General features: G+C 56.2%; 16 protein-coding genes. 5 read left to right on the top strand and 11 right to left on the bottom strand.

What is annotated here, in order from left to right:
* Positions 1-315: 315 nt before the first annotated feature.
* Complete coding sequence (locus EBB79_RS19095; protein ID WP_127750408.1) at positions 316-942, top strand: MSMEG_1061 family FMN-dependent PPOX-type flavoprotein; 627 nt, start codon at positions 316-318, stop codon at positions 940-942.
* A gap of 116 nt (positions 943-1,058) precedes the next feature.
* On the opposite strand, the gene pnp is transcribed toward EBB79_RS19095, so the two are convergent.
* Together pnp and EBB79_RS19085 are read right to left on the bottom strand one after the other, a co-directional pair.
* Complete coding sequence (gene pnp, locus EBB79_RS19090; protein WP_127750407.1) at positions 1,059-3,182, bottom strand: polyribonucleotide nucleotidyltransferase; 2,124 nt, start codon at positions 3,180-3,182, stop codon at positions 1,059-1,061.
* A 306-nt stretch (positions 3,183-3,488) separates the two neighbouring features.
* Entirely contained in the window at positions 3,489-3,833 is a 345-nt protein-coding gene (locus EBB79_RS19085; protein WP_127750406.1) for an ArsR/SmtB family transcription factor, read from the bottom strand.
* Positions 3,834-3,894: 61 nt separating this feature from the next.
* Between EBB79_RS19085 and EBB79_RS19080 the strand changes: the two genes are divergently transcribed.
* A complete protein-coding gene (locus EBB79_RS19080) occupies positions 3,895-5,271 on the top strand; it encodes a pyridoxal phosphate-dependent decarboxylase family protein (protein WP_127750405.1) in 1,377 nt (458 codons plus the stop codon).
* A gap of 37 nt (positions 5,272-5,308) precedes the next feature.
* On the opposite strand, the gene EBB79_RS19075 is transcribed toward EBB79_RS19080, so the two are convergent.
* The 4 genes from EBB79_RS19075 to EBB79_RS19060 all read right to left on the bottom strand — a co-directional run bounded on the left by EBB79_RS19075 (position 5,309) and on the right by EBB79_RS19060 (position 8,836).
* On the bottom strand, positions 5,309-6,505 hold the full coding sequence (locus tag EBB79_RS19075) for a cation:proton antiporter (protein WP_127750404.1): 1,197 nt from the start codon (positions 6,503-6,505) through the stop codon (positions 5,309-5,311).
* A 288-nt stretch (positions 6,506-6,793) separates the two neighbouring features.
* A complete protein-coding gene (gene rpsO, locus EBB79_RS19070) occupies positions 6,794-7,063 on the bottom strand; it encodes a 30S ribosomal protein S15 (protein ID WP_127750403.1) in 270 nt (89 codons plus the stop codon).
* Positions 7,064-7,247: 184 nt separating this feature from the next.
* Positions 7,248-8,216, bottom strand: a complete 969-nt coding sequence (locus EBB79_RS19065) for a calcium-binding protein (RefSeq protein WP_127750402.1) — start codon at positions 8,214-8,216, stop codon at positions 7,248-7,250.
* 113 nt (positions 8,217-8,329) lie between these two features.
* On the bottom strand, positions 8,330-8,836 hold the full coding sequence (locus EBB79_RS19060; protein WP_127750401.1) for a DUF1643 domain-containing protein: 507 nt from the start codon (positions 8,834-8,836) through the stop codon (positions 8,330-8,332).
* 182 nt (positions 8,837-9,018) lie between these two features.
* Here EBB79_RS19060 and EBB79_RS19055 point away from each other — a divergent pair, with 182 nt between their 5' ends.
* Entirely contained in the window at positions 9,019-10,698 is a 1,680-nt protein-coding gene (locus EBB79_RS19055) for a calcium-binding protein (RefSeq protein WP_127750400.1), read from the top strand.
* Between the two features lie 43 nt (positions 10,699-10,741).
* Here the strand turns inward: EBB79_RS19055 and truB are convergent, their stop codons facing one another.
* Positions 10,742-11,653: a tRNA pseudouridine(55) synthase TruB gene (truB, locus tag EBB79_RS19050; RefSeq protein WP_127750399.1), complete on the bottom strand. Its 912-nt coding sequence runs from the start codon at positions 11,651-11,653 to the stop codon at positions 10,742-10,744.
* A gap of 198 nt (positions 11,654-11,851) precedes the next feature.
* Between truB and EBB79_RS19045 the strand changes: the two genes are divergently transcribed.
* Positions 11,852-12,418 (top strand): hypothetical protein, encoded by a 567-nt coding sequence (locus EBB79_RS19045; RefSeq protein ID WP_127750398.1) that lies wholly within the window; start codon positions 11,852-11,854, stop codon positions 12,416-12,418.
* Between the two features lie 22 nt (positions 12,419-12,440).
* Here the strand turns inward: EBB79_RS19045 and EBB79_RS19040 are convergent, their stop codons facing one another.
* Together EBB79_RS19040 and rbfA are read right to left on the bottom strand one after the other, a co-directional pair.
* Positions 12,441-13,187, bottom strand: coding sequence for a phosphodiester glycosidase family protein (locus EBB79_RS19040; protein WP_127750397.1), 747 nt, complete (start codon positions 13,185-13,187; stop codon positions 12,441-12,443).
* Complete coding sequence (gene rbfA / locus EBB79_RS19035; RefSeq protein WP_127750396.1) at positions 13,184-13,576, bottom strand: 30S ribosome-binding factor RbfA; 393 nt, start codon at positions 13,574-13,576, stop codon at positions 13,184-13,186. Before rbfA ends, EBB79_RS19040 begins: the two co-directional genes overlap by 4 nt.
* 88 nt (positions 13,577-13,664) lie before the next feature.
* Between rbfA and dapB the strand changes: the two genes are divergently transcribed.
* Positions 13,665-14,474: a 4-hydroxy-tetrahydrodipicolinate reductase gene (gene dapB / locus EBB79_RS19030; RefSeq protein WP_127751065.1), complete on the top strand. Its 810-nt coding sequence runs from the start codon at positions 13,665-13,667 to the stop codon at positions 14,472-14,474.
* 99 nt (positions 14,475-14,573) lie between these two features.
* Here dapB and EBB79_RS19025 read toward each other — a convergent pair whose 3' ends face one another.
* Both EBB79_RS19025 and EBB79_RS19020 read right to left on the bottom strand, forming a co-directional pair.
* Positions 14,574-15,896, bottom strand: a complete 1,323-nt coding sequence (locus EBB79_RS19025; protein WP_127750395.1) for a M16 family metallopeptidase — start codon at positions 15,894-15,896, stop codon at positions 14,574-14,576.
* Positions 15,893-17,236, bottom strand: coding sequence for a M16 family metallopeptidase (locus EBB79_RS19020; protein ID WP_127750394.1), 1,344 nt, complete (start codon positions 17,234-17,236; stop codon positions 15,893-15,895). The genes EBB79_RS19025 and EBB79_RS19020 overlap by 4 nt, the downstream gene beginning before the upstream one ends.
* Positions 17,237-17,262 lie beyond the last annotated feature (26 nt).

Raw genomic sequence — 17,262 nt, 5'->3', positions numbered from 1 at the left:
GTTTCGGTGATGATGAGGTGGGGACGGAAGGTCGGCAGTGCGATTGGTTTTGGGTTGGTTTGAAGGGTATTGGACTTAGGTTTATGGCCGGGCTAGGCAAATATCATACAAAACTGGTTTCGCGAGCAAAATCTGGGTGTGGAAGGTAGGACAAAGGGACGAGTTGATATGATCATGCAAGCATTGGGGTGATAATGGACCACCAACCTCCAAGTTGGCAGAACTGGAGTGGTGAGTCTTGGTGAATACATAAATAGTTGCCAGAATCGTGCTTGTTACTAGATACTGGCATTTTCGTTTATTTATGGGGCCGCCATGTACTGTGTTAAAGAGCCGATCACAGAGCACGAACAAATTAGAGAAATTTTGGGTGAAGAATTCGCCAGTCAAACGGCAAAGGTTATCGACCATATTGATGATCATTGCAGGCTGTGGATCGAGAGAAGCCCATTTTTGATTGTCGCATCAAGTGACGCGAAGGGAAATACAGATGCATCACCAAAAGGAGATCCTGCGGGTTTTGTAAAAGTACTTGATGCAAAGACGCTAGCGATCCCCGATAGGATTGGAAACCATCGTGGGGATACGTTCTTCAATCTGCTAGAAAACCCTTCAATTGGCTTGATTTTCATTGTGCCTGGGCGAAAAGAAGTGATCCGCATAAATGGCCAAGCCACAATTGCCCGAGATATTGAACTGCGGGAAATGATGAAGGTGAACGGGCACCAGCCTGATCTCGCGATTATCGTTCGAGTTCAAGAGGCTTTCTTTCATTGCGGTAAGTCAATGATACGTTCGGGTATGTGGCAGCCGGACAAATGGCCATCAGTTGACGGATTGCCCAGCTACGCTCAGGCGCTAAAAGATCACGGTGCTTTGCCCGACCATATCGAAGACTTGGAAAATCGAATGTCCCATAACGAGACTGATCGTTTGTACTGAGTAGTCGAATAATAGTGTGGAGCGAGCTCGGGGTCGCCACTCTCCCCGATAAAAAAGGCCCCGCCGTTGCCAGCGAGGCCTTTCGTTGTTCAAAAAGCGAAGAAAGCTATATCAGCTTACTCTTCTGGTTTGATCTCTTCGCCAGTTGCCTGGTCAACGATCTTCATCGACAGGCGAACCTTGCCGCGATCGTCAAAGCCCAGCAGTTTGACTTTCACTTCCTGGCCTTCTTTCAGAACATCCGAAGGGTGGTTCAGGCGGCGGTTTTCGATCTGGGAGACGTGCACCAGGCCGTCGCGTTTGCCGAAGAAGTTCACAAAGGCGCCGAAGTCGACGATTTTGACAACTTTACCGGTGTAGATGGCACCTTCTTCAGGCTCGGCCACGATCGAATAGATCATGTCATAGGCTTTCTTGATCGATTCACCGTTTGGCGATGCGATCTTGATGATGCCGTCGTCGTTGATGTCGACCTTAGCGCCGGATACTTCAACGATTTCGCGGATCACTTTACCACCCGAACCGATCACTTCACGGATCTTATCGGTTGGAACCTGCATGGTTTCGATGCGTGGCGCGTGAACCGAGAAGTCAGAAGCTTCGGTCAGTGCATTTGCCATCTCACCCAGGATGTGAACACGGCCAGCTTTGGCCTGTTCCAGGGCTTTTTCCATGATTTCAGGTGTGATGCCTGCAATCTTGATGTCCATCTGCAGCGAGGTGATACCTTTTTCGGTACCGGCCACTTTGAAGTCCATGTCGCCAAGGTGATCTTCGTCACCCAGGATGTCGGACAGGATCGCATAAGATCCGTCTTCTTCCAGGATCAGACCCATCGCAACACCAGCAACTGGGGCTTTCAGAGGGACACCAGCGTCCATCATCGACAGCGAACCGCCGCAGACAGAAGCCATCGAGCTTGAGCCGTTTGATTCGGTGATCTCGGACACCAAGCGGATGGTGTATGGGAAATCAGTCGAAGCAGGCAGAACAGCCTGAAGCGCACGCCATGCCAGTTTACCGTGACCGATTTCACGACGGCCTGGGCCACTGACGCGACCAACTTCACCAACCGAATAGGGAGGGAAGTTATAGTGCAGCAGGAAGTTGGATTTGAAGTTGCCGTGCAGCGCATCGATGAACTGTTCGTCGTCGCCGGTTCCCAGCGTGGTGACAACCAGACCCTGAGTCTCGCCACGGGTGAACAGAGCCGAACCGTGGGTCCGCGGCAGTAAGCCGGTTTCCGAAACGATTGGGCGGATCTCGTCGGTCTTACGACCATCGATACGAACGCCAGTTTTGACAACGTCGCCACGCAGGATGCCAGCTTCGAGCTTTTTCAACGCGGAACCGAGGTTCGCATCGTCCAGTTGCTCATCAGTCAGGGCAGCTTTGATGGTGTCGCGTGCAGCGGCAACAGCCGACGTGCGCTCTTGCTTGTCGCTGATCGCAAAGGCTGCGCGCATTGCAGTGTCGCCAGCTGCCTTAACAGCTTCGAACAGCTCCGAGTAATCCGGAGCAGCAAAGTCGAACGGCTCCTTGGCGGCGTCTTCAGCCAGCGAGATGATCAGGTCCAGAACGGGCTGGATCTGCTCGTGGGCAAAGTTCACAGCGCCCAGCATTTCAGCTTCGGACAGCTCATATGCTTCGGATTCAACCATCATCACGGCGTCTTTGGTGCCGGCAACAACCAGATCCAAACGCTGTTCAGGGTTCAGGCGCAGGTCCTGCATGTCGTCGACTGTTGGGTTCAGGACGTATTCGCCATCCTCAAAACCAACACGACAGTTGGCGATCGGGCCCATGAACGGAGCGCCTGAGATTGTCAGGGCAGCCGAGGCAGCGATCATTGCAACCATATCCGGGTCGTTGACCAGATCGTGGGACAGCACGGTGCACATCACCAGAACTTCGTTTTTGAAGCCAGGAACGAACAGCGGACGGATCGGACGGTCGATCAGACGTGCGGTCAGTGTTTCCTTCTCGGTGGGGCGGGCCTCACGCTTGAAGAAGCCACCCGGTACTTTACCGGCGGCATAGTATTTCTCTTGGTAGTGCACGGTCAGGGGGAAGAAGTCCTGGCCGGGTTTTTGCTTGCGGGCAAAAGTCACGTTGGCCATGACCGAGGTTTCGCCCAGAGTGGCGATGACCGAGCCGTCAGCCTGACGGGCAACTTTGCCGGTTTCCAGTGTCAGCGTTTCTTCGCCCCACTGGATTGATTTCTTAGTTACGTTAAACATCACGTTTCCTACGTAGGCCGCCAGGGCGTATCCCCTTTGGCCGGAAAAATGCGAGCCCATGCTCGCGACCCTATCCTTCGTATCTGGGGCTCGGGTCTCGGATGCCCCATTCCAGATTGTCTCGCGTTATATGGTTTTGACGCAAAAAGAAAGGTTCAATGCAGTCACGTCAGCTACAGGAGAGGATTTGCCGATATTCCGGGCAATACCGCGGTGCCCTTACACGCTTCAGGGTTGTGTATTAGAAATGGCAATCTAGGGTTTGGCCCTAACGAGTGGCGGATTGAACGATTTGGTCCAAAATTATTATTTATAGGCTGTTGGGCTATAGCTACCGGCGGCCTGCCCGAAGACCTGAGCGATTTGATCGAGCGCCGTTCGGTCGGCCTTGTAAAACACCCAGTTTTTGATTTTTTGGGATGTCACCAACCCGGCAGACTCAAGCGTCTTCATATGCGATGTTACAGTGGGTTGGGTTAGCTTGGTCTTGTCCGTGATGGCGCCAACGCAGACGCCATCACGCACCAGATCCCCATCCCGTTGCGGTGGGAAATGATCCGTCGGATCTAGCAGCCAATCCATGATCCGGGCTCGCTGAGGGTTCGCCAGTGCGCGCAGGGCAGGGACAATCTCTGGCAGTGGCTTGTTCATATCGATAAGTCTCTATATAGATAATTCCCAATATGGAATCACGTCACGGGGAGAGAATGCCATGGATGAGCAGGGGATACTACAGGACGGCGACCGGCGGGCCCAAGCCTATGTCGCGGGCATCGAGTCTCGCCGGGTGTTTCCCGATGTCGAGGCCTGTTCCGCCCTGTCCGGGTTTAACGAAGACCTGCCGGAGGTGGGGATTTCCGCCACGGATACATTAAAGCTGATGGATGAGCTGGGATCACCTGCAACCGTGGCGTCAAACGGGCCGAACTACTTTGGCTTTGTCATTGGCGCCAGTTTACCAGCCGCCGCCGCGGCCGAGCGGCTTGCACTGGCCTGGGACCAATGTGCCTCGACCCAAGACGGTAGCCCAGTTGCCGATGTTCTGGAAAAACAGGCCGGGCGTTGGTTGCTGGATATCCTTGACCTGCCGCGTGACAGCGCCGTTGCCTTTGGCACGTCGGCTACCGCCTGTGGGCTCAGCTGCCTTGCGGCTGCACGGGGCGCATTGTTGGATCGATTGGGCTGGGACGTGGTCAATGACGGGGTGATGGGCGCGCCCGAGATCAAGGTGATTGTGCCCGCGTCGACCCATGTGACAGTGCGCAAGGCACTGCAGATCCTGGGCTTCGGCTGGGCGCGCGTGCTAAAGGCTCCGGTTGACGGGCAGGGGCGGATCATTCCGGATCAGCTGCCGCCGATGGATGGGCGAACCATTCTGGTTCTGCAGGCGGGTGAGGTAAACACGGGGGAGTTTGATCCCTTTGTTGAACTGATCCCCCGCGCTAAGGCGGCCGGTGCCTGGGTGCATGTGGATGGAGCCTTTGGTCTGTGGGCGCGGGCCGCCCCCAAGTTGCGCGACCTGACGCAGGGAATCGAAGGCGCCGACAGTTGGACCACAGATGGCCACAAGTGGTTGAACACGCCCTATGACGGCGCGATGGCCATTTGCCGTGATCCGCAGGCGCTGGCGCGAGTGATGAACAGCGACGCTGCCTATTCCACGGCCTCGGCGGATGCGCAAAAAAACCTGACGCTTGAATTTTCGCGCCGGGCGAGGGGTATTCCTGTCTGGGCAGCTCTGCGGACACTGGGCCGCACCGGTGTCGCTGATCTGGTCGAGACCCATCACAAGCAAGCTCAGCACATTGCGGCGGCGTTGTCAGAGGCGGGATTCGATGTTTTGAACCGGGTGGTGTTGAATCAGGTGCTGGTGCGCGGCACCGATGATGCGGCGACTGAGTCTATTCTAAAACAGGTTCAGGCCAGTGGGACTTCGTGGTTTGGCGGCTCTGTCTGGCAGGATCGGCCAGCATTTCGGATCAGCCTGTCATCATTTCGTACCCGTGACGAGCACGTGGAGCGGCTGATCAAACTGTTGCGCCGGATTGGCCCGGATGGGTCGGCCAGCCTGGAAACGGGGGTCGAGTAGGCAACGCCCGAGTATCTGACATTCTGTCTTGTCCCGGTTATCGGTTCTTTTGCTTTACCAACCAGTTGGTCATCGGTTTGGCGCTGAAGCCATGCGCGATGAGGCTTAGAAACACTGTTGCGATAACCACTAGGGCAATCAGATCGGCGCCTGGTAATCCGCTGTCCTGCACGATGACAACAAAGACAATACTGGCCAGTCCGCGGGGGCCGAACCATCCAAGAAACAACCGATCTTGCATGGTCGCGTCAGTGCCTGCCAGTGACACAAAGATCGGTAACATTCTGACTACGGTAAGGCTGAGCACAGCATAGGCAATCACTTGCCAAGTCACCAAACCGATAATACCGGCGACAACTGACGCACCAAAAAGCAACCACGTCAGCATAGCCAATGTCTCACCTAGGCCCTCGGCCGCGAGCACGAAGCCATGTTTGGAAGAGTTGAAAAGGTATCCAAACAGCAAGCCGCCGGAGAACGCCGCGATGTAGCCGCTTCCATGCCAATGCTGAGCCAGGGAAAAACACGCCAAGGCCAGGGCGGGAACGGTGACCTGTTTCCAAACCTCAGTGACCCAGCCACGGGTGAGGCACTGCTCTAACAACAATGATCCAACAAAGGTCAAGCCGAGGCCGACGAGAAGGCCGATTCCAATTTCTTCCAGGACCACCGTCAGCGGCATTATAGCATTCCCGGTCGGGGCGATGGATTCTAGCGACATGGCGATAAAGATGAACAAGAAAGGCACACACAATCCGTCGTTCAAGCCGCTTTCGGCGTTTAGCCCCGTTCTGATCCAAGCGGGTATTTTTTCGTCTGTCACGACGGCCTTGCCTAATGCTGCATCGGTGGCGGCCAAAATTGTTCCCAAGATGGCTGCCTCGTAAATGCTGAGTAGATCAAATAGCACCAAGGCCAGCCCAAATCCCAGGATGATGACACCTGGCAGGCCAATGAGAAGCATCCGGGCTGGTATGACAATTCTGGATTTCAGCACGGACATTTGTACATTGGCTGCGTCACTGAATAGGATCAAAACCAGTGTCATATCCGCAAACATCCGCAACTGGCTGCGAACTATGTTGCCCTCAAACCAAGCAAGAACCAGCGGCCCCATAAGAATGCCCGAAAAGACAAAAACTATCGGACCAGATATCACGCTGCGCTCTACCCGACCGGCGATGAGGCTGTAGAGAAAGGCGAAAATGGCCAAAATGGTAAGTTCAAGGTGCATGTCTATTCCTGCCAATGACTTTATTCAGCCGAAGTATGGAAACCTCGTGAGCAAATGCGCTGAGTTGTATTGTTACCAAAAATGGACTGATTAATGGATTTATTTTTGAGAGCCAATCTAGTGGCGGGCACATTTATACCAATCGTGCCTAGTCGGCGCTTGCAGGCAGGCTGACCTATTGGTGCCAGTATATGAAAAACCGTGTGCAGCGGGTTTGGAGAATGCGCACAAAAAAAACGCCCGCTCCTTGCGAAGCAGGCGTTTCCAGATCCGGATGGATCGAAAAGCTTAGCGGCGGATGCCGAGGCGTTTGATCAGGTCCTGGTAACGGGCCACGTCTTTTGCCTTGGTGTAATCCAGAAGCTTGCGGCGCAGCGCAACCATTTTGAGCAGACCGCGACGACCGTGGTTGTCTTTCTTGTGGGTCTTGAAGTGCTCAGTCAGGGTGGTGATGCGCGAAGTAAGGATTGCAACCTGGACTTCTGGCGAACCGGTGTCGCCTTCCTTGATTGCGAATTCTTTCATCAAGCGGTTTTTTTCTTCAACTGTGATCGACATCGGGGTCTCCTTAAAGGTTTGTGTGAATGGCGCAGGCCGGGATGTCGTCCAGCACAGGCCCATGGAGTAGTCCCCGCCCCAAACAGCACAACAGTGCGAATCTAACGCGGATGCGCGGATATAGGCGGTTCTGGAGAGAATGGCAAAGGTATTTTGCGTGTGACCGCTGTGGTCGGCCATTGGGTCAGATTGGCAACTGGCCAGTCAATGCGCTGCTGGTTTGATCCAGCAAGACAATATCGTCTTCAGTTATCCCAGCCGAGGTATTGACCCGCAGGGTCTCGGCCCCGTTGATCCGGATGATGCTTTGGTACGGTGCCTCGGGGTCGGCTTCGATTTCGATATCGGGATCAGGTTGATTTTGCATATCCCATAGCAACACCAGTTGATCATCAGAAGAGTCGAAATCCACGAGCTCGATAGCGTCGTCTCCATTGATCCAGCTGCCGACGATGACTTGATCTTCACCATCGCCCAGGGTCAGTACATCATTGGCGCCTGCCACCAAGGTGTCATCGCCGTCACCTCCGTTAACATAGTCACGCTCACCCGCGTCGTCCGCGCCCGAGATGAGGTCATCGCCTACCCCACCAAACAACGTGTCCACGCCAGCCCCACCAAACAGGGTGTCGTCGCCATAGTTGCCATGCAGTGCGTCATCACCCCCGTCGCCGTGCAGAGTGTCGTTACCCTGGCCACCATGTGCAATGTCATCCCCATTGCCGCCGCTTATCAGGTCAGTGCCAAAGTGGCCAAATAGGCGGTCATCGCCGTCGCCACCCTGCATATGGTCATCACCGGCTTCGCCATGGATCAGGTCTGAGCCTGCACCACCGAAGATCGTGTCAGCCCCATCGCCCCCATAAAGGTGATCGCCATCATTGCCGCCGTCCAGCAGATCGTCCCCGCCGTACCCATTGATCTGATCAATGCCATCGCCCCCATTAAGATCGTCGCCGTCTGAGGTGCCAGAGAGGATATCATCGCCTTCAGAAGAGCCGCCCGTGGGCAGCAGGTCGGGTATTGTCACATCTGTTTCCGGCGACGTGGGCCCCACTGCGGTGCCATCTTCGTCGCTGTCGCTTTCACCATCAGCGACGAACATTACGCCACCCATGGCCATCAGACCAAAGAGACTTGCTAACCAAAACATTTAAAGACCCCACACCAAGGGAGAACCAGTAACACGGGAACAGTGTCTCACACGGGTGGTTAATTTTCCAAACAAACAGGGAACATAGGTTAACGCGCTCGGTTAGACCCAAACTATTCCCAAGGCTGAGGGGTTTGGCTGTAAGAGATATACAGAGGATGCTTTGGATGTCCTGCCTTGCTGATCCCCAGTTGATGCAACGTCCGACCAGTGGCGCGCAGCAAGGTCTCCATACGTTGTCCCTGATTCAGATGCTCACCATTGGTGCCCCAGGCGCAAACCACTTGATCGGCCCAGTCCATCCCGTCCAGAATCGCGGTCTCATTGTCAGGACCGGCAGGATCAGAGGCGGCACGCATGTCACGCGGATCGGTGGCGCGGTAGGCAAAGATATTGGTGGCGCGAAACCCGCCAAATCCCAACGCTCTGGCGCGTCGCTCACAGCGCTCGATGGTGGGGTCGTTCTGAACCTCGGTGGCAGTGGACGGGTTCAACATCACAAACATCACCTTCTTGCCCGCCTCGTCCCAGACCCGGGTCAGGCTATAGCGATAGGTCTCGCAGTCGGAATACACGGCGGTTGAGGGCGCGTCGCCCTTGGTATGGGAGCGGGTGATCATGGGGGTCTTGTTTGTAATGAGCCTGATAGGGGTGGTATTGCTATTCGACACATACCGCTTGTGCGTGCTGTGTTAAATACCGAATGTCCGGCGCTGCGTTCACCTAATTGCCGTGAGCTGGGAGCTGAGATACACGTTTGTGGATAGTTCAATTAATTAAAAACCACTTATGGATATTCGCCATGTTAGGAATCTTTGCGTTGTTAGGGGTGGTGTCCGTCGGGCTTGCAGTGGCATCGCTCGCAGACGATGACGATAGCTCACAAGATGGCGACTTAAGTGATCAACCTGATGATCCCGTTGAATTGATCGGGGAAGCCGGAGTTGTCGACTTCCTTGAGGGCGGTAGCGGCAATGACACTTTGACGGGCAACAGGGATGACGCCGACGTGTTGATAGGCGGTGGCGGGAATGATTTGTTCAATCTCGAAGTAGGTAACACCGCGACCGGAGGAGAAGGCGAGGATCTTTTTCTGATTGATGCGGGCTATAGCTGGGGAGAAGATGATGCACCGATTCAGCTGACGGACTTCGACCCGACCGAGGACCAGCTTGTTTTGGAATTCGACCAGGCAGATGTTGATATTCGGCCGCTTGAAGACGAGGCGGGGCTGGGAGTTTATTCTGAGGGTGGTCACCTGATCCTGGCGCTTCCCGGGGTGACGGAGTTGCAGGAAGGGGCGGTGACCTTTGCAACTGAGCTACAGGCCGATTTCAGCGAGGACCGGGGTATTGAATTTGCTGTTTCTTTGATCAGTGGGGCGGATATCACGGTTGCAGACCCGGCTGAGGGGAATCCTTACAGCTTTGTTGTTGCAGACAGTGGGGACAATACCATTTCTGTGAGCGCAGATGCTTCTATCATCCAGGGGGGTGCCGGTGACGACTTCATCGAAGTAGTGGGCGACGGTGAAAACCCATTGCCCGAAGTTGACACTTTTGGGACCAGCCATCTCCATGAGCTTTTGGATCATGGGGTACCACCCATTGGCGCACTGCATCATAATCTGTTTGGTGGAGCCGGGGCGGATACCATTAGCGTTCATGATGCGTCTGCCTTTATCCGCACTTCGGACGATTCCGAAGGGGATCTGGTGCAGCTAAGCGGGGAGGTGACTGCGCTGGTAGAGGCTGGGCCCAATGATACTGTGATTGGATCCGACGATGCGCTGGTGACACAGGTTTTGTTACACGGTGATGGCGGGCGGTTTGAAGGTGGCGAAGCCAGTGAAATAGCCGCAGCGCTTGGCGATAGCACGCTCATCGGTGGTGGTGGCCACGATGTTTTGCTCGGCAGTGATGGCGCTCAAAACCTGTCTGGCGGCCAGGGGGATGATTATCTTAACCCCAATGACAATCGGGTGCCTTCTCATCACAGCTCCTCGGTTTATGAAAACATGGATGACCAGTCAGATACCTTGGACGGCGGAGCCGGAAATGACGTGCTGGTCCTGTCCAATGGTGATGTTGCCACGGGTGGCAGCGGTAGCGATTCTTTCAGTGCATATTTGGATGTCGAGCACGAGCTTGGCGGTGCCACACTGAGTGATTTTGACCCCGAAAACGAAACTATTCGCATTTACCTAAGCGGCGGTGAATTCATGGATGAGTCCTCTATTTTCACTGGAGAAACCTATGATTTGCGCGGGCGTGTCGAGGAGGTGGAAACTCCGGATGGTAATACCCGAATCTTGGTCGACGGGTCCGACGTTATGGAGCTGACCGGTCAGACGGGCATGAATATCGGCTTTGAGCATACCTTCGAAAATAATGAGACGGTCTGGTATGATCTGGAGGGGAACGAGAGCGATCCGGCTGATCTGGCTGTCCTGATCAGCGTGCACGAGAATTATCATGGATAACGGCTGCACAGAGGTGAGACCTGTGCAGCCGCCCGACTGAGGATCACTCAGGTCGCACAAATACCCGGCTTGGGTGCAGTTCACCCGCTTTGTAGGTGCCAACTGCAACGGCCTCACCGTCCAGTGAGGCCCAGGCCTCGTCGCCGTATTCAACAGTGGCTGCCAGCACCATGCCGGGGTTGCCGTTGCGCAGTTTGGCGGCGCCTTCGGGGGTGCATTTCAGCTCGGGAAGATCTGCCAGACCAATCTCCAGCGGTTGGATAAAGGTATCCAGTTCTGGTGTGCGCGCGATCTCTTCGATGCGGTCCAGGGTCAGCCCGTTTTCAACGTCAAACGGCCCGGACCAGACCCGGCGCAATTCGCGGACGTGGCCGTGGCATCCCAATGATGTGCCCAGATCACGGGCGATGGAACGCACATAACCGCCCTTGCCGCAGGTCATCTCCAGTGTCACATGGTCGGCGTCGGGGCGATCCACCAGCAGCAGTTCCTCGACCCACAGCGGACGCGCCGCCAGTTCAACATCCTCGCCATCGCGAGCCAGTTTATAGGCGCGCTGACCGTCGATTTTCACTGCTGAAAACTTAGGTGGCACCTGCATGATATCACCCAGGAACTGGGGCAAAGCAGCGATGATTTCGTCATCCGAAGGGCGGGCGTCGCTGGTCGCGATCACTTCACCTTCGGTGTCATCGGTATTGGTCGCCTGACCCAGCCGCACGGTGAAGCGGTATGCCTTTAGCGCGTCAGTGATATAGGGAACCGTTTTGGTCGCCTCACCCAGGGCCACGGCCAGTACACCGGTTGCTTCGGGGTCAAGGGTGCCCGCATGGCCGGCTTTCTTGGCCTCAAGCGCCCAACGGACCTTGTTCACGACCGAGGTCGAGGTGATGCCGGCGGGTTTGTCCACCACCAACCAACCAGAAATATCGCGGCCTTTGCGTTTGCGTGCCATATCGTTCCCCGAATTACAGTGAGGCGCGCGGCGTAGCTGATTGGGGGAGGGCTGTCAATTTGGGAAATCAGACTGGTTTTGTTGTGCGGGTGGCAGCGCACATGGGTTATTCGATGTGGTAAAGCTGATATGCCTAGTGCACTGTAGCGGCGAATTGAGGTAAGGTATTGCTACGCAACATTTAGTTGGAGAATGATTTTGAAAATCACTGAGCTTTTTTATTACGTGTTGCGATTTTCGGTTACTGTATTGTTAGTGCCGGGAGTCTTGTTTTTCGCTACTGAAGCAAAGGCAAGCGATGGGCTAAAACTTAACGTACATGGGGCACCGCCCAAGTTTTATGATTATCTGCTAAAACATGATGAAGCGGTAGGAAGGTTCGACCGTTCAGGGCAGTGGGCGCTAGGACGCCAAGCTGACGTCATTGTTATCTTTGCGCGCAACGCCGAGGATATAGAGTTTGTTCCCGCGGTATTGGTGTCTACGTTCCAACAAGTTGTGCCGATGGAGAGTTCTTATCTCTATTTTATCCCACAAAGAATTTTTGGTGAATCTTTGGATTCCGATGTTTTGTTCATATTGTACGATAATCTCATAGAACGCCTCGAAACACACGATGTTGTCCTCCCGGAAACTAATAGGAACAGAAACAGGTTCCTCTCGTGTATGGCGGCTGGGATGGTCAATCGAAATTTCGATGGTGTTGCGCTGAAGAATGAAGATGTTGAAATAGCTCAGGTTTGTAGAGCGCTTTCGGTTAGTTAGCCCCTTTTTTTGGGGGGGGCGTTCAGTCTGCTGCTAGGTGTTCTTCAACCACACCCACTACCGGCCCCATCATGAACCCATTGTCGCTGCGCCCCACGGATGGCGCGTGCAGGCGGGAAATATTGCCGTCGAAATACAGCGCGCTGGGCAGATCTAGGTGGTCGCGGAACAGGCGGCCAAACTGGTGAAAGGTGACAGCGTTGCGGGAGATCGCAAAGACAACGCGTTTGCCGTCGGCTGAGGTGCCGACGCCGTTGCGAATGTAATAGGAATTTGAGTCGACCAGAAACCGGGGATGCAGCGCGCCGTCGATCACCAGCATCGGGCCGGATTGGGTGGCGTGGGCGCAGTTGACGCCCGAATCACGAAATGTCAGGCTTTCATAGACATCGGCGCGGCCCTTTCGCATGCAAAACACGCCGTTGGGCAACAATCCAAAGTTACCGGGGCCGGCATTGGGGATCAGCCGCATCTGCTGTTGCTGGTCTTCGATATACAGTCCCACCGGCGAGCGGTCGGCGTGGTACATGCCGGCATTGGTAGCAAAGGCGAGTTTTTCGCCGTCTTGTGCCAGTGCTGCTTCGATAGCTGAAAACTGGCCGTAGACCTTGCCCCGATCATCGCGCAGGAACAGCCTCAGTTGTTCCCTGGCAGCGTCAACCTCACATATAGTATAGCGGTTGCCGTCATAGGTGATGTCACTGCAGTCCAGCGCTGCAACGGGGGCAGCACTTAGCGCTGCCAGTAATACCAGCAGCGCCCTTATCACCCGTCGATGTCGCGGCGTACCACGTCCTGATTCAGCAGCCGTTCTGTTTCATCCATCCGGTCAAAGGTCTCGTCCAGACGGAACCGGAACTCGGGCGAATGTTTCAGCGCGGTTTTTTTGGACACCAGACGCCGCAGCTCTCCCATGTTTTTAGCGAGCAGTTTTAGCACGTCCTCTTTGCCCTTGCCGCCCAGGGGCAGCACGTAGCAGGTGGCGATACGAAGATCGGGAGAGGTGCGAACCTCGCCGACGGTGATAGAGAGACGGTTCAGCTCGGCATCATGTACGTCACCACGCGCCAACACTTCCGACAATGCACGTCGGATGAGTTCGCCAACACGCAGTTGTCGTTGAGAAGGAGCACCATCATTGAATTTGTTCTTAGCCATAGATCCGATCTATGCCGAAACCGAGCCTTTGCCAAGCGGTGCCATTGCGGTTAGGAAAAAACCAGCTTGTGAAAAAGAGGTTGGGCAGATGACGGATAAGCCAGGGATCGTGATTACCGGGGCATCGGGACGGATGGGGCAGATGCTGATCCGCACGGTGCTGGACAGTGACAAGGCGCGGCTGGTCGGTGTGGTTGAACGCGCGGGCCACGATTGGGTTGGGCAGGACATAGGCGCGGCCATGGGCGGCGCGGCGATTGGCGTTACCGTCACCGATGACGCGCTTGAGGCGTTTTCCAAGGCGCAGGCGGTGATTGATTTCACCGCGCCCGAGGCGACGCTGGAGTTTGCCGCGCTGGCGGCGCAGGCGCGGGCGGTGCATGTGATCGGCACCACTGGCATGTCCGAGGCACAGATCGCCCGTCTGGAACCTGCGGCGCGCCATGCGGTGATTGTGCGGGCTGGCAATATGAGCCTGGGCGTCAACCTGCTGGTGCAGCTGACCAAAAAGGTGGCTGCCGCGCTGGACGAAGATTTCGACATCGAAGTCATCGAGGCCCATCACCACCACAAGGTCGATGCGCCATCTGGGACGGCCCTGATGCTGGGTGAAGCCGCCGCCGAGGGACGGGGTGTGACCCTGGCGGATGTTTCAGACAGCGGTCGTGACGGGATCACAGGCGCGCGCAAACGGGGCGACATTGGGTTCTCAGCGATTCGCGGTGGCGATATTGTGGGTGAGCATGACGTGTTGTTCGCTGCCGCCGGAGAGCGCATCGTGTTGCGCCACATGGCCACCGATCGCGCTATCTTTGCCCGTGGCGCATTGAAGGCGGCGCTGTGGGGGCAGGGTAAAGATCCTGGCCAGTATGACATGATGGATGTTCTGGGTCTGTAGCCAGGGAGAAAGAGCGGCCCAAAGGGGCCGCTGCCTCCGGCGGGGATATTTTTAGCCAGATGAAGACGCGGCGGTCGCTTTTCGCTGCCGCCGCATTGCTTATTCCGGAGAGCTTTCCAGTCCCAGGGGACGGCCAACCACTGTGAAGTGTAACCCGTCTGGATCCATCAGTTCAGCCGCCAGGGTGTTGACGTCTTCGAGTGTGACAGCATTCACCTTGTCGTTGCGGGTGGCGATGTAGTCGATGGGCAGACCCTGCACCTGCATCCCCACCATGATTGAGGCAATCGGGCCGTTGCCGTCAAACCGCAGCGGGTAGGCGCCGGTCAGGTAAGTCTTGGCATCTTGTAGTTCTTTCTCGGTCACGCCTTCGGTTGCCATGCGGTTCCATTCATCGCGGATCACCTGAACGGCTTGCGCCATTTTGTCGTTGGCCGAGGCGACGGAGCCCATGTAGATTGCTGCCAGGTCACGTGGCACCAGGTAGGAATAGACCCCATAAGTCAGCCCGCGCTTTTCGCGGACCTCGGTCATCAGGCGGCTTTCAAACGAGCCACCGCCAAGGATCTGGTTCATCACATAGGCGGCAAAGAAACGTGGGTCGTCGCGGTCAATGCCGATTTGGCCGAACAGCGCCACGGACTGTGGAGTATCAAAGTCAATCACCGTAACGCCACCGGGGATGGTGACTGTGGCTGGGCCGGGGATGGGCGCGCCCGTGTCAGGCAGGTCGCCCAACAAGGTATCCAGCAAAGCCCCCAGTTGTTCAGCGTTGATGTCACCAACCGCACCAACATAAAGCTGATCGCGGGCAAACACCGATCTGTGGGCGTTGACAATGTCCTGCCGAGTGAGGGCCGTTACGCTGTCGATGGTACCCTTGCCATCAGTGCCATAGGGGTGATCGCCATAGGTCATGGCCGCAAAGGCGCGACCGGCGATATCATTGGGGTCTTTGGCATCCGAGCGCAGCCCGGACAGAACTTGCCCCCGCACCCGATCAACCGCGACCTGGTCAAACCGGGGCTGATGGATGGTATCGCGAAGCAGCGCGATGGCGTCATCGCGGTTCTCGCTTAAGAAACGCGCCGAGATCGAAGTGGTGTCTTTGCCGGTGTCATAGGAGAACGACGCCGCCAGTGCCTCGAGCGCTTTGGCGTAGTCCTGCGCCATCAAATCGCCGGCACCTTCTTCGAGGAGGCCGGCCATCAGGTAGATGGCACCCCGTTTGCCGGGGGCGTCCAGTGATGTACCACCCCGAAACCGCAGCTCTAGCGCGGTAAAGGGGATCGAGTGATCCTCGACCAGCCAGGCGGTGATGCCACCGGGCGAGGTGACCTCTTTGATTTTTACCTCGGCCAGGGCTGGCAGTGCGAAAAGACAAGTGAACATTGCTGCCACGATGTGTTTGAAGCCCATCATTGGGTGATCTCCTCGTCCCGCATTAACCAGCCGGTGACTGAAACCTCGGGCTGGATCACCTGTTTGGCGGTTGCGATGATTTGTTCTGCGGTGACGGCCTGCAAAATGTCGGGCCAGGCCTGCACGTCCTCGACGGTCAGGCCGGAGGTCAGCGCCCGGCCATAACGGTTGGCAATGCCATCGACATTGTCACGGGCGTAGATTTCCGAAGCGCGCAACTGCAATTTGATCCGGTCCAGCTGTTCGGTGTCCACGCCGTCTTCCAGAAAGGCCGCATAGGTCTGGTCCAGCGCGTCTTCGGCCTCTTGCAGCGAGACACCTTCGCTGGGAACAACCAGGAACGAAAAGGTGGTGTCGTCCAGTGACATGCCGGAATAAAAGGCACCAGTGTAGACGGCGGTCTGTTGGTCGAACTGCAAGGCATTGGCCAGATAGGACGTGGTGCCACCGCCCAGCAGCTCTGCCAGAAGAAACAGGGCTGCGGCCTGCTCTTGCGAGCCACTGTCACGTTCGGGGGCAAGATAGGACCGCTGCACATAGGGCTGTGCCACGCGGGCGTCTTTATAGGTCAGCCGCCGGGCTGCGGTTTGCGGAGGTTCTTCTGTGCGCAGCCGCTGGGGCAGGTCCGGATTGGCGGGAATGACGCCATAGTATTGCTCGGCCAGGGATTTCACCTCGTCCGGGTCAACATCGCCCGAGACAACAAGGATCGCGTTGTTGGGGGCATAATAGGTGCCGTAAAAAGACAGCGCGTCCTCCATGTCGAGCGTCTCCATCTCGTGGCGCCAGCCGATGATTGGCACCCCGTAGCGGTGATTGTGGTATTGCACGGCGTTGGATTGTTCGCGGAACAGGGCGCGGGGATTGTTGTCGGTGCGCTGGTTGCGCTCTTCCAGGATCACCTCGCGTTCGGTGACAATATCGCGTTCGGTCAGGCGGATGTTGACCATACGGTCGCTTTCCATCCGCATCATCAGCTCTAGCCGGTCCGAGGCAATGCGCTGGTAGTAGGCGGTATAATCGTGACTGGTAAAGGCGTTGTCCTTGCCGCCATTGGCCGCCACCGTTGATGACAATTCGCCGGATTCCAGCGTGTCCGTGGCTTTGAACAACAGATGTTCCAGATAATGCGCCACCCCGGACTGGCCTTTTGGCTCATCTGCTGATCCAGCCCGGTACCAGACCATGTGCTGCACCACTGGGGCGCGGTGGTCTTCGACAACAACGACCTGCATGCCGTTGTCCAGTGTAAAGCTGGAAACCAGTTCTTCACCCGCGATTGTAGCGGTCGCCCAACTGACCGAGAGTATCGCACTCGCCCATGCAATCCGTTTGATCATGCGGAATCCTCCTTAGATTTACACCG

The organism is Parasedimentitalea marina (genome assembly GCF_004006175.1).
Classification (GTDB): Bacteria; Pseudomonadota; Alphaproteobacteria; order Rhodobacterales; family Rhodobacteraceae; genus Parasedimentitalea; species Parasedimentitalea marina.
The sequence above is the reverse complement of the archived record's forward strand: the minus strand, read 5'-3'. Positions and strand labels throughout refer to the sequence as shown.

Excerpts from the sequence above, each read along its gene's own strand:
- EBB79_RS19085 (WP_127750406.1), bottom strand. The coding sequence starts at position 3,833 with ATGAACAAGCCACTGCCAGAGATTGTCCCTGCCCTGCGCGCACTGGCG.
- EBB79_RS19020 (WP_127750394.1), bottom strand. The coding sequence starts at position 17,236 with ATGATCAAACGGATTGCATGGGCGAGTGCGATACTCTCGGTCAGTTGG.
- EBB79_RS19025 (WP_127750395.1), bottom strand. The coding sequence starts at position 15,896 with ATGATGGGCTTCAAACACATCGTGGCAGCAATGTTCACTTGTCTTTTC.
- EBB79_RS19065 (WP_127750402.1), bottom strand. The coding sequence starts at position 8,216 with ATGTTTTGGTTAGCAAGTCTCTTTGGTCTGATGGCCATGGGTGGCGTA.
- EBB79_RS19095 (WP_127750408.1), top strand. The coding sequence starts at position 316 with ATGTACTGTGTTAAAGAGCCGATCACAGAGCACGAACAAATTAGAGAA.
- rpsO (WP_127750403.1), bottom strand. The coding sequence starts at position 7,063 with ATGTCGATCACAGTTGAAGAAAAAAACCGCTTGATGAAAGAATTCGCA.
- pnp (WP_127750407.1), bottom strand. The coding sequence starts at position 3,182 with ATGTTTAACGTAACTAAGAAATCAATCCAGTGGGGCGAAGAAACGCTG.
- EBB79_RS19060 (WP_127750401.1), bottom strand. The coding sequence starts at position 8,836 with ATGATCACCCGCTCCCATACCAAGGGCGACGCGCCCTCAACCGCCGTG.
- EBB79_RS19075 (WP_127750404.1), bottom strand. The coding sequence starts at position 6,505 with ATGCACCTTGAACTTACCATTTTGGCCATTTTCGCCTTTCTCTACAGC.
- truB (WP_127750399.1), bottom strand. The coding sequence starts at position 11,653 with ATGGCACGCAAACGCAAAGGCCGCGATATTTCTGGTTGGTTGGTGGTG.
- dapB (WP_127751065.1), top strand. The coding sequence starts at position 13,665 with ATGACGGATAAGCCAGGGATCGTGATTACCGGGGCATCGGGACGGATG.
- EBB79_RS19080 (WP_127750405.1), top strand. The coding sequence starts at position 3,895 with ATGGATGAGCAGGGGATACTACAGGACGGCGACCGGCGGGCCCAAGCC.
- EBB79_RS19055 (WP_127750400.1), top strand. The coding sequence starts at position 9,019 with ATGTTAGGAATCTTTGCGTTGTTAGGGGTGGTGTCCGTCGGGCTTGCA.
- rbfA (WP_127750396.1), bottom strand. The coding sequence starts at position 13,576 with ATGGCTAAGAACAAATTCAATGATGGTGCTCCTTCTCAACGACAACTG.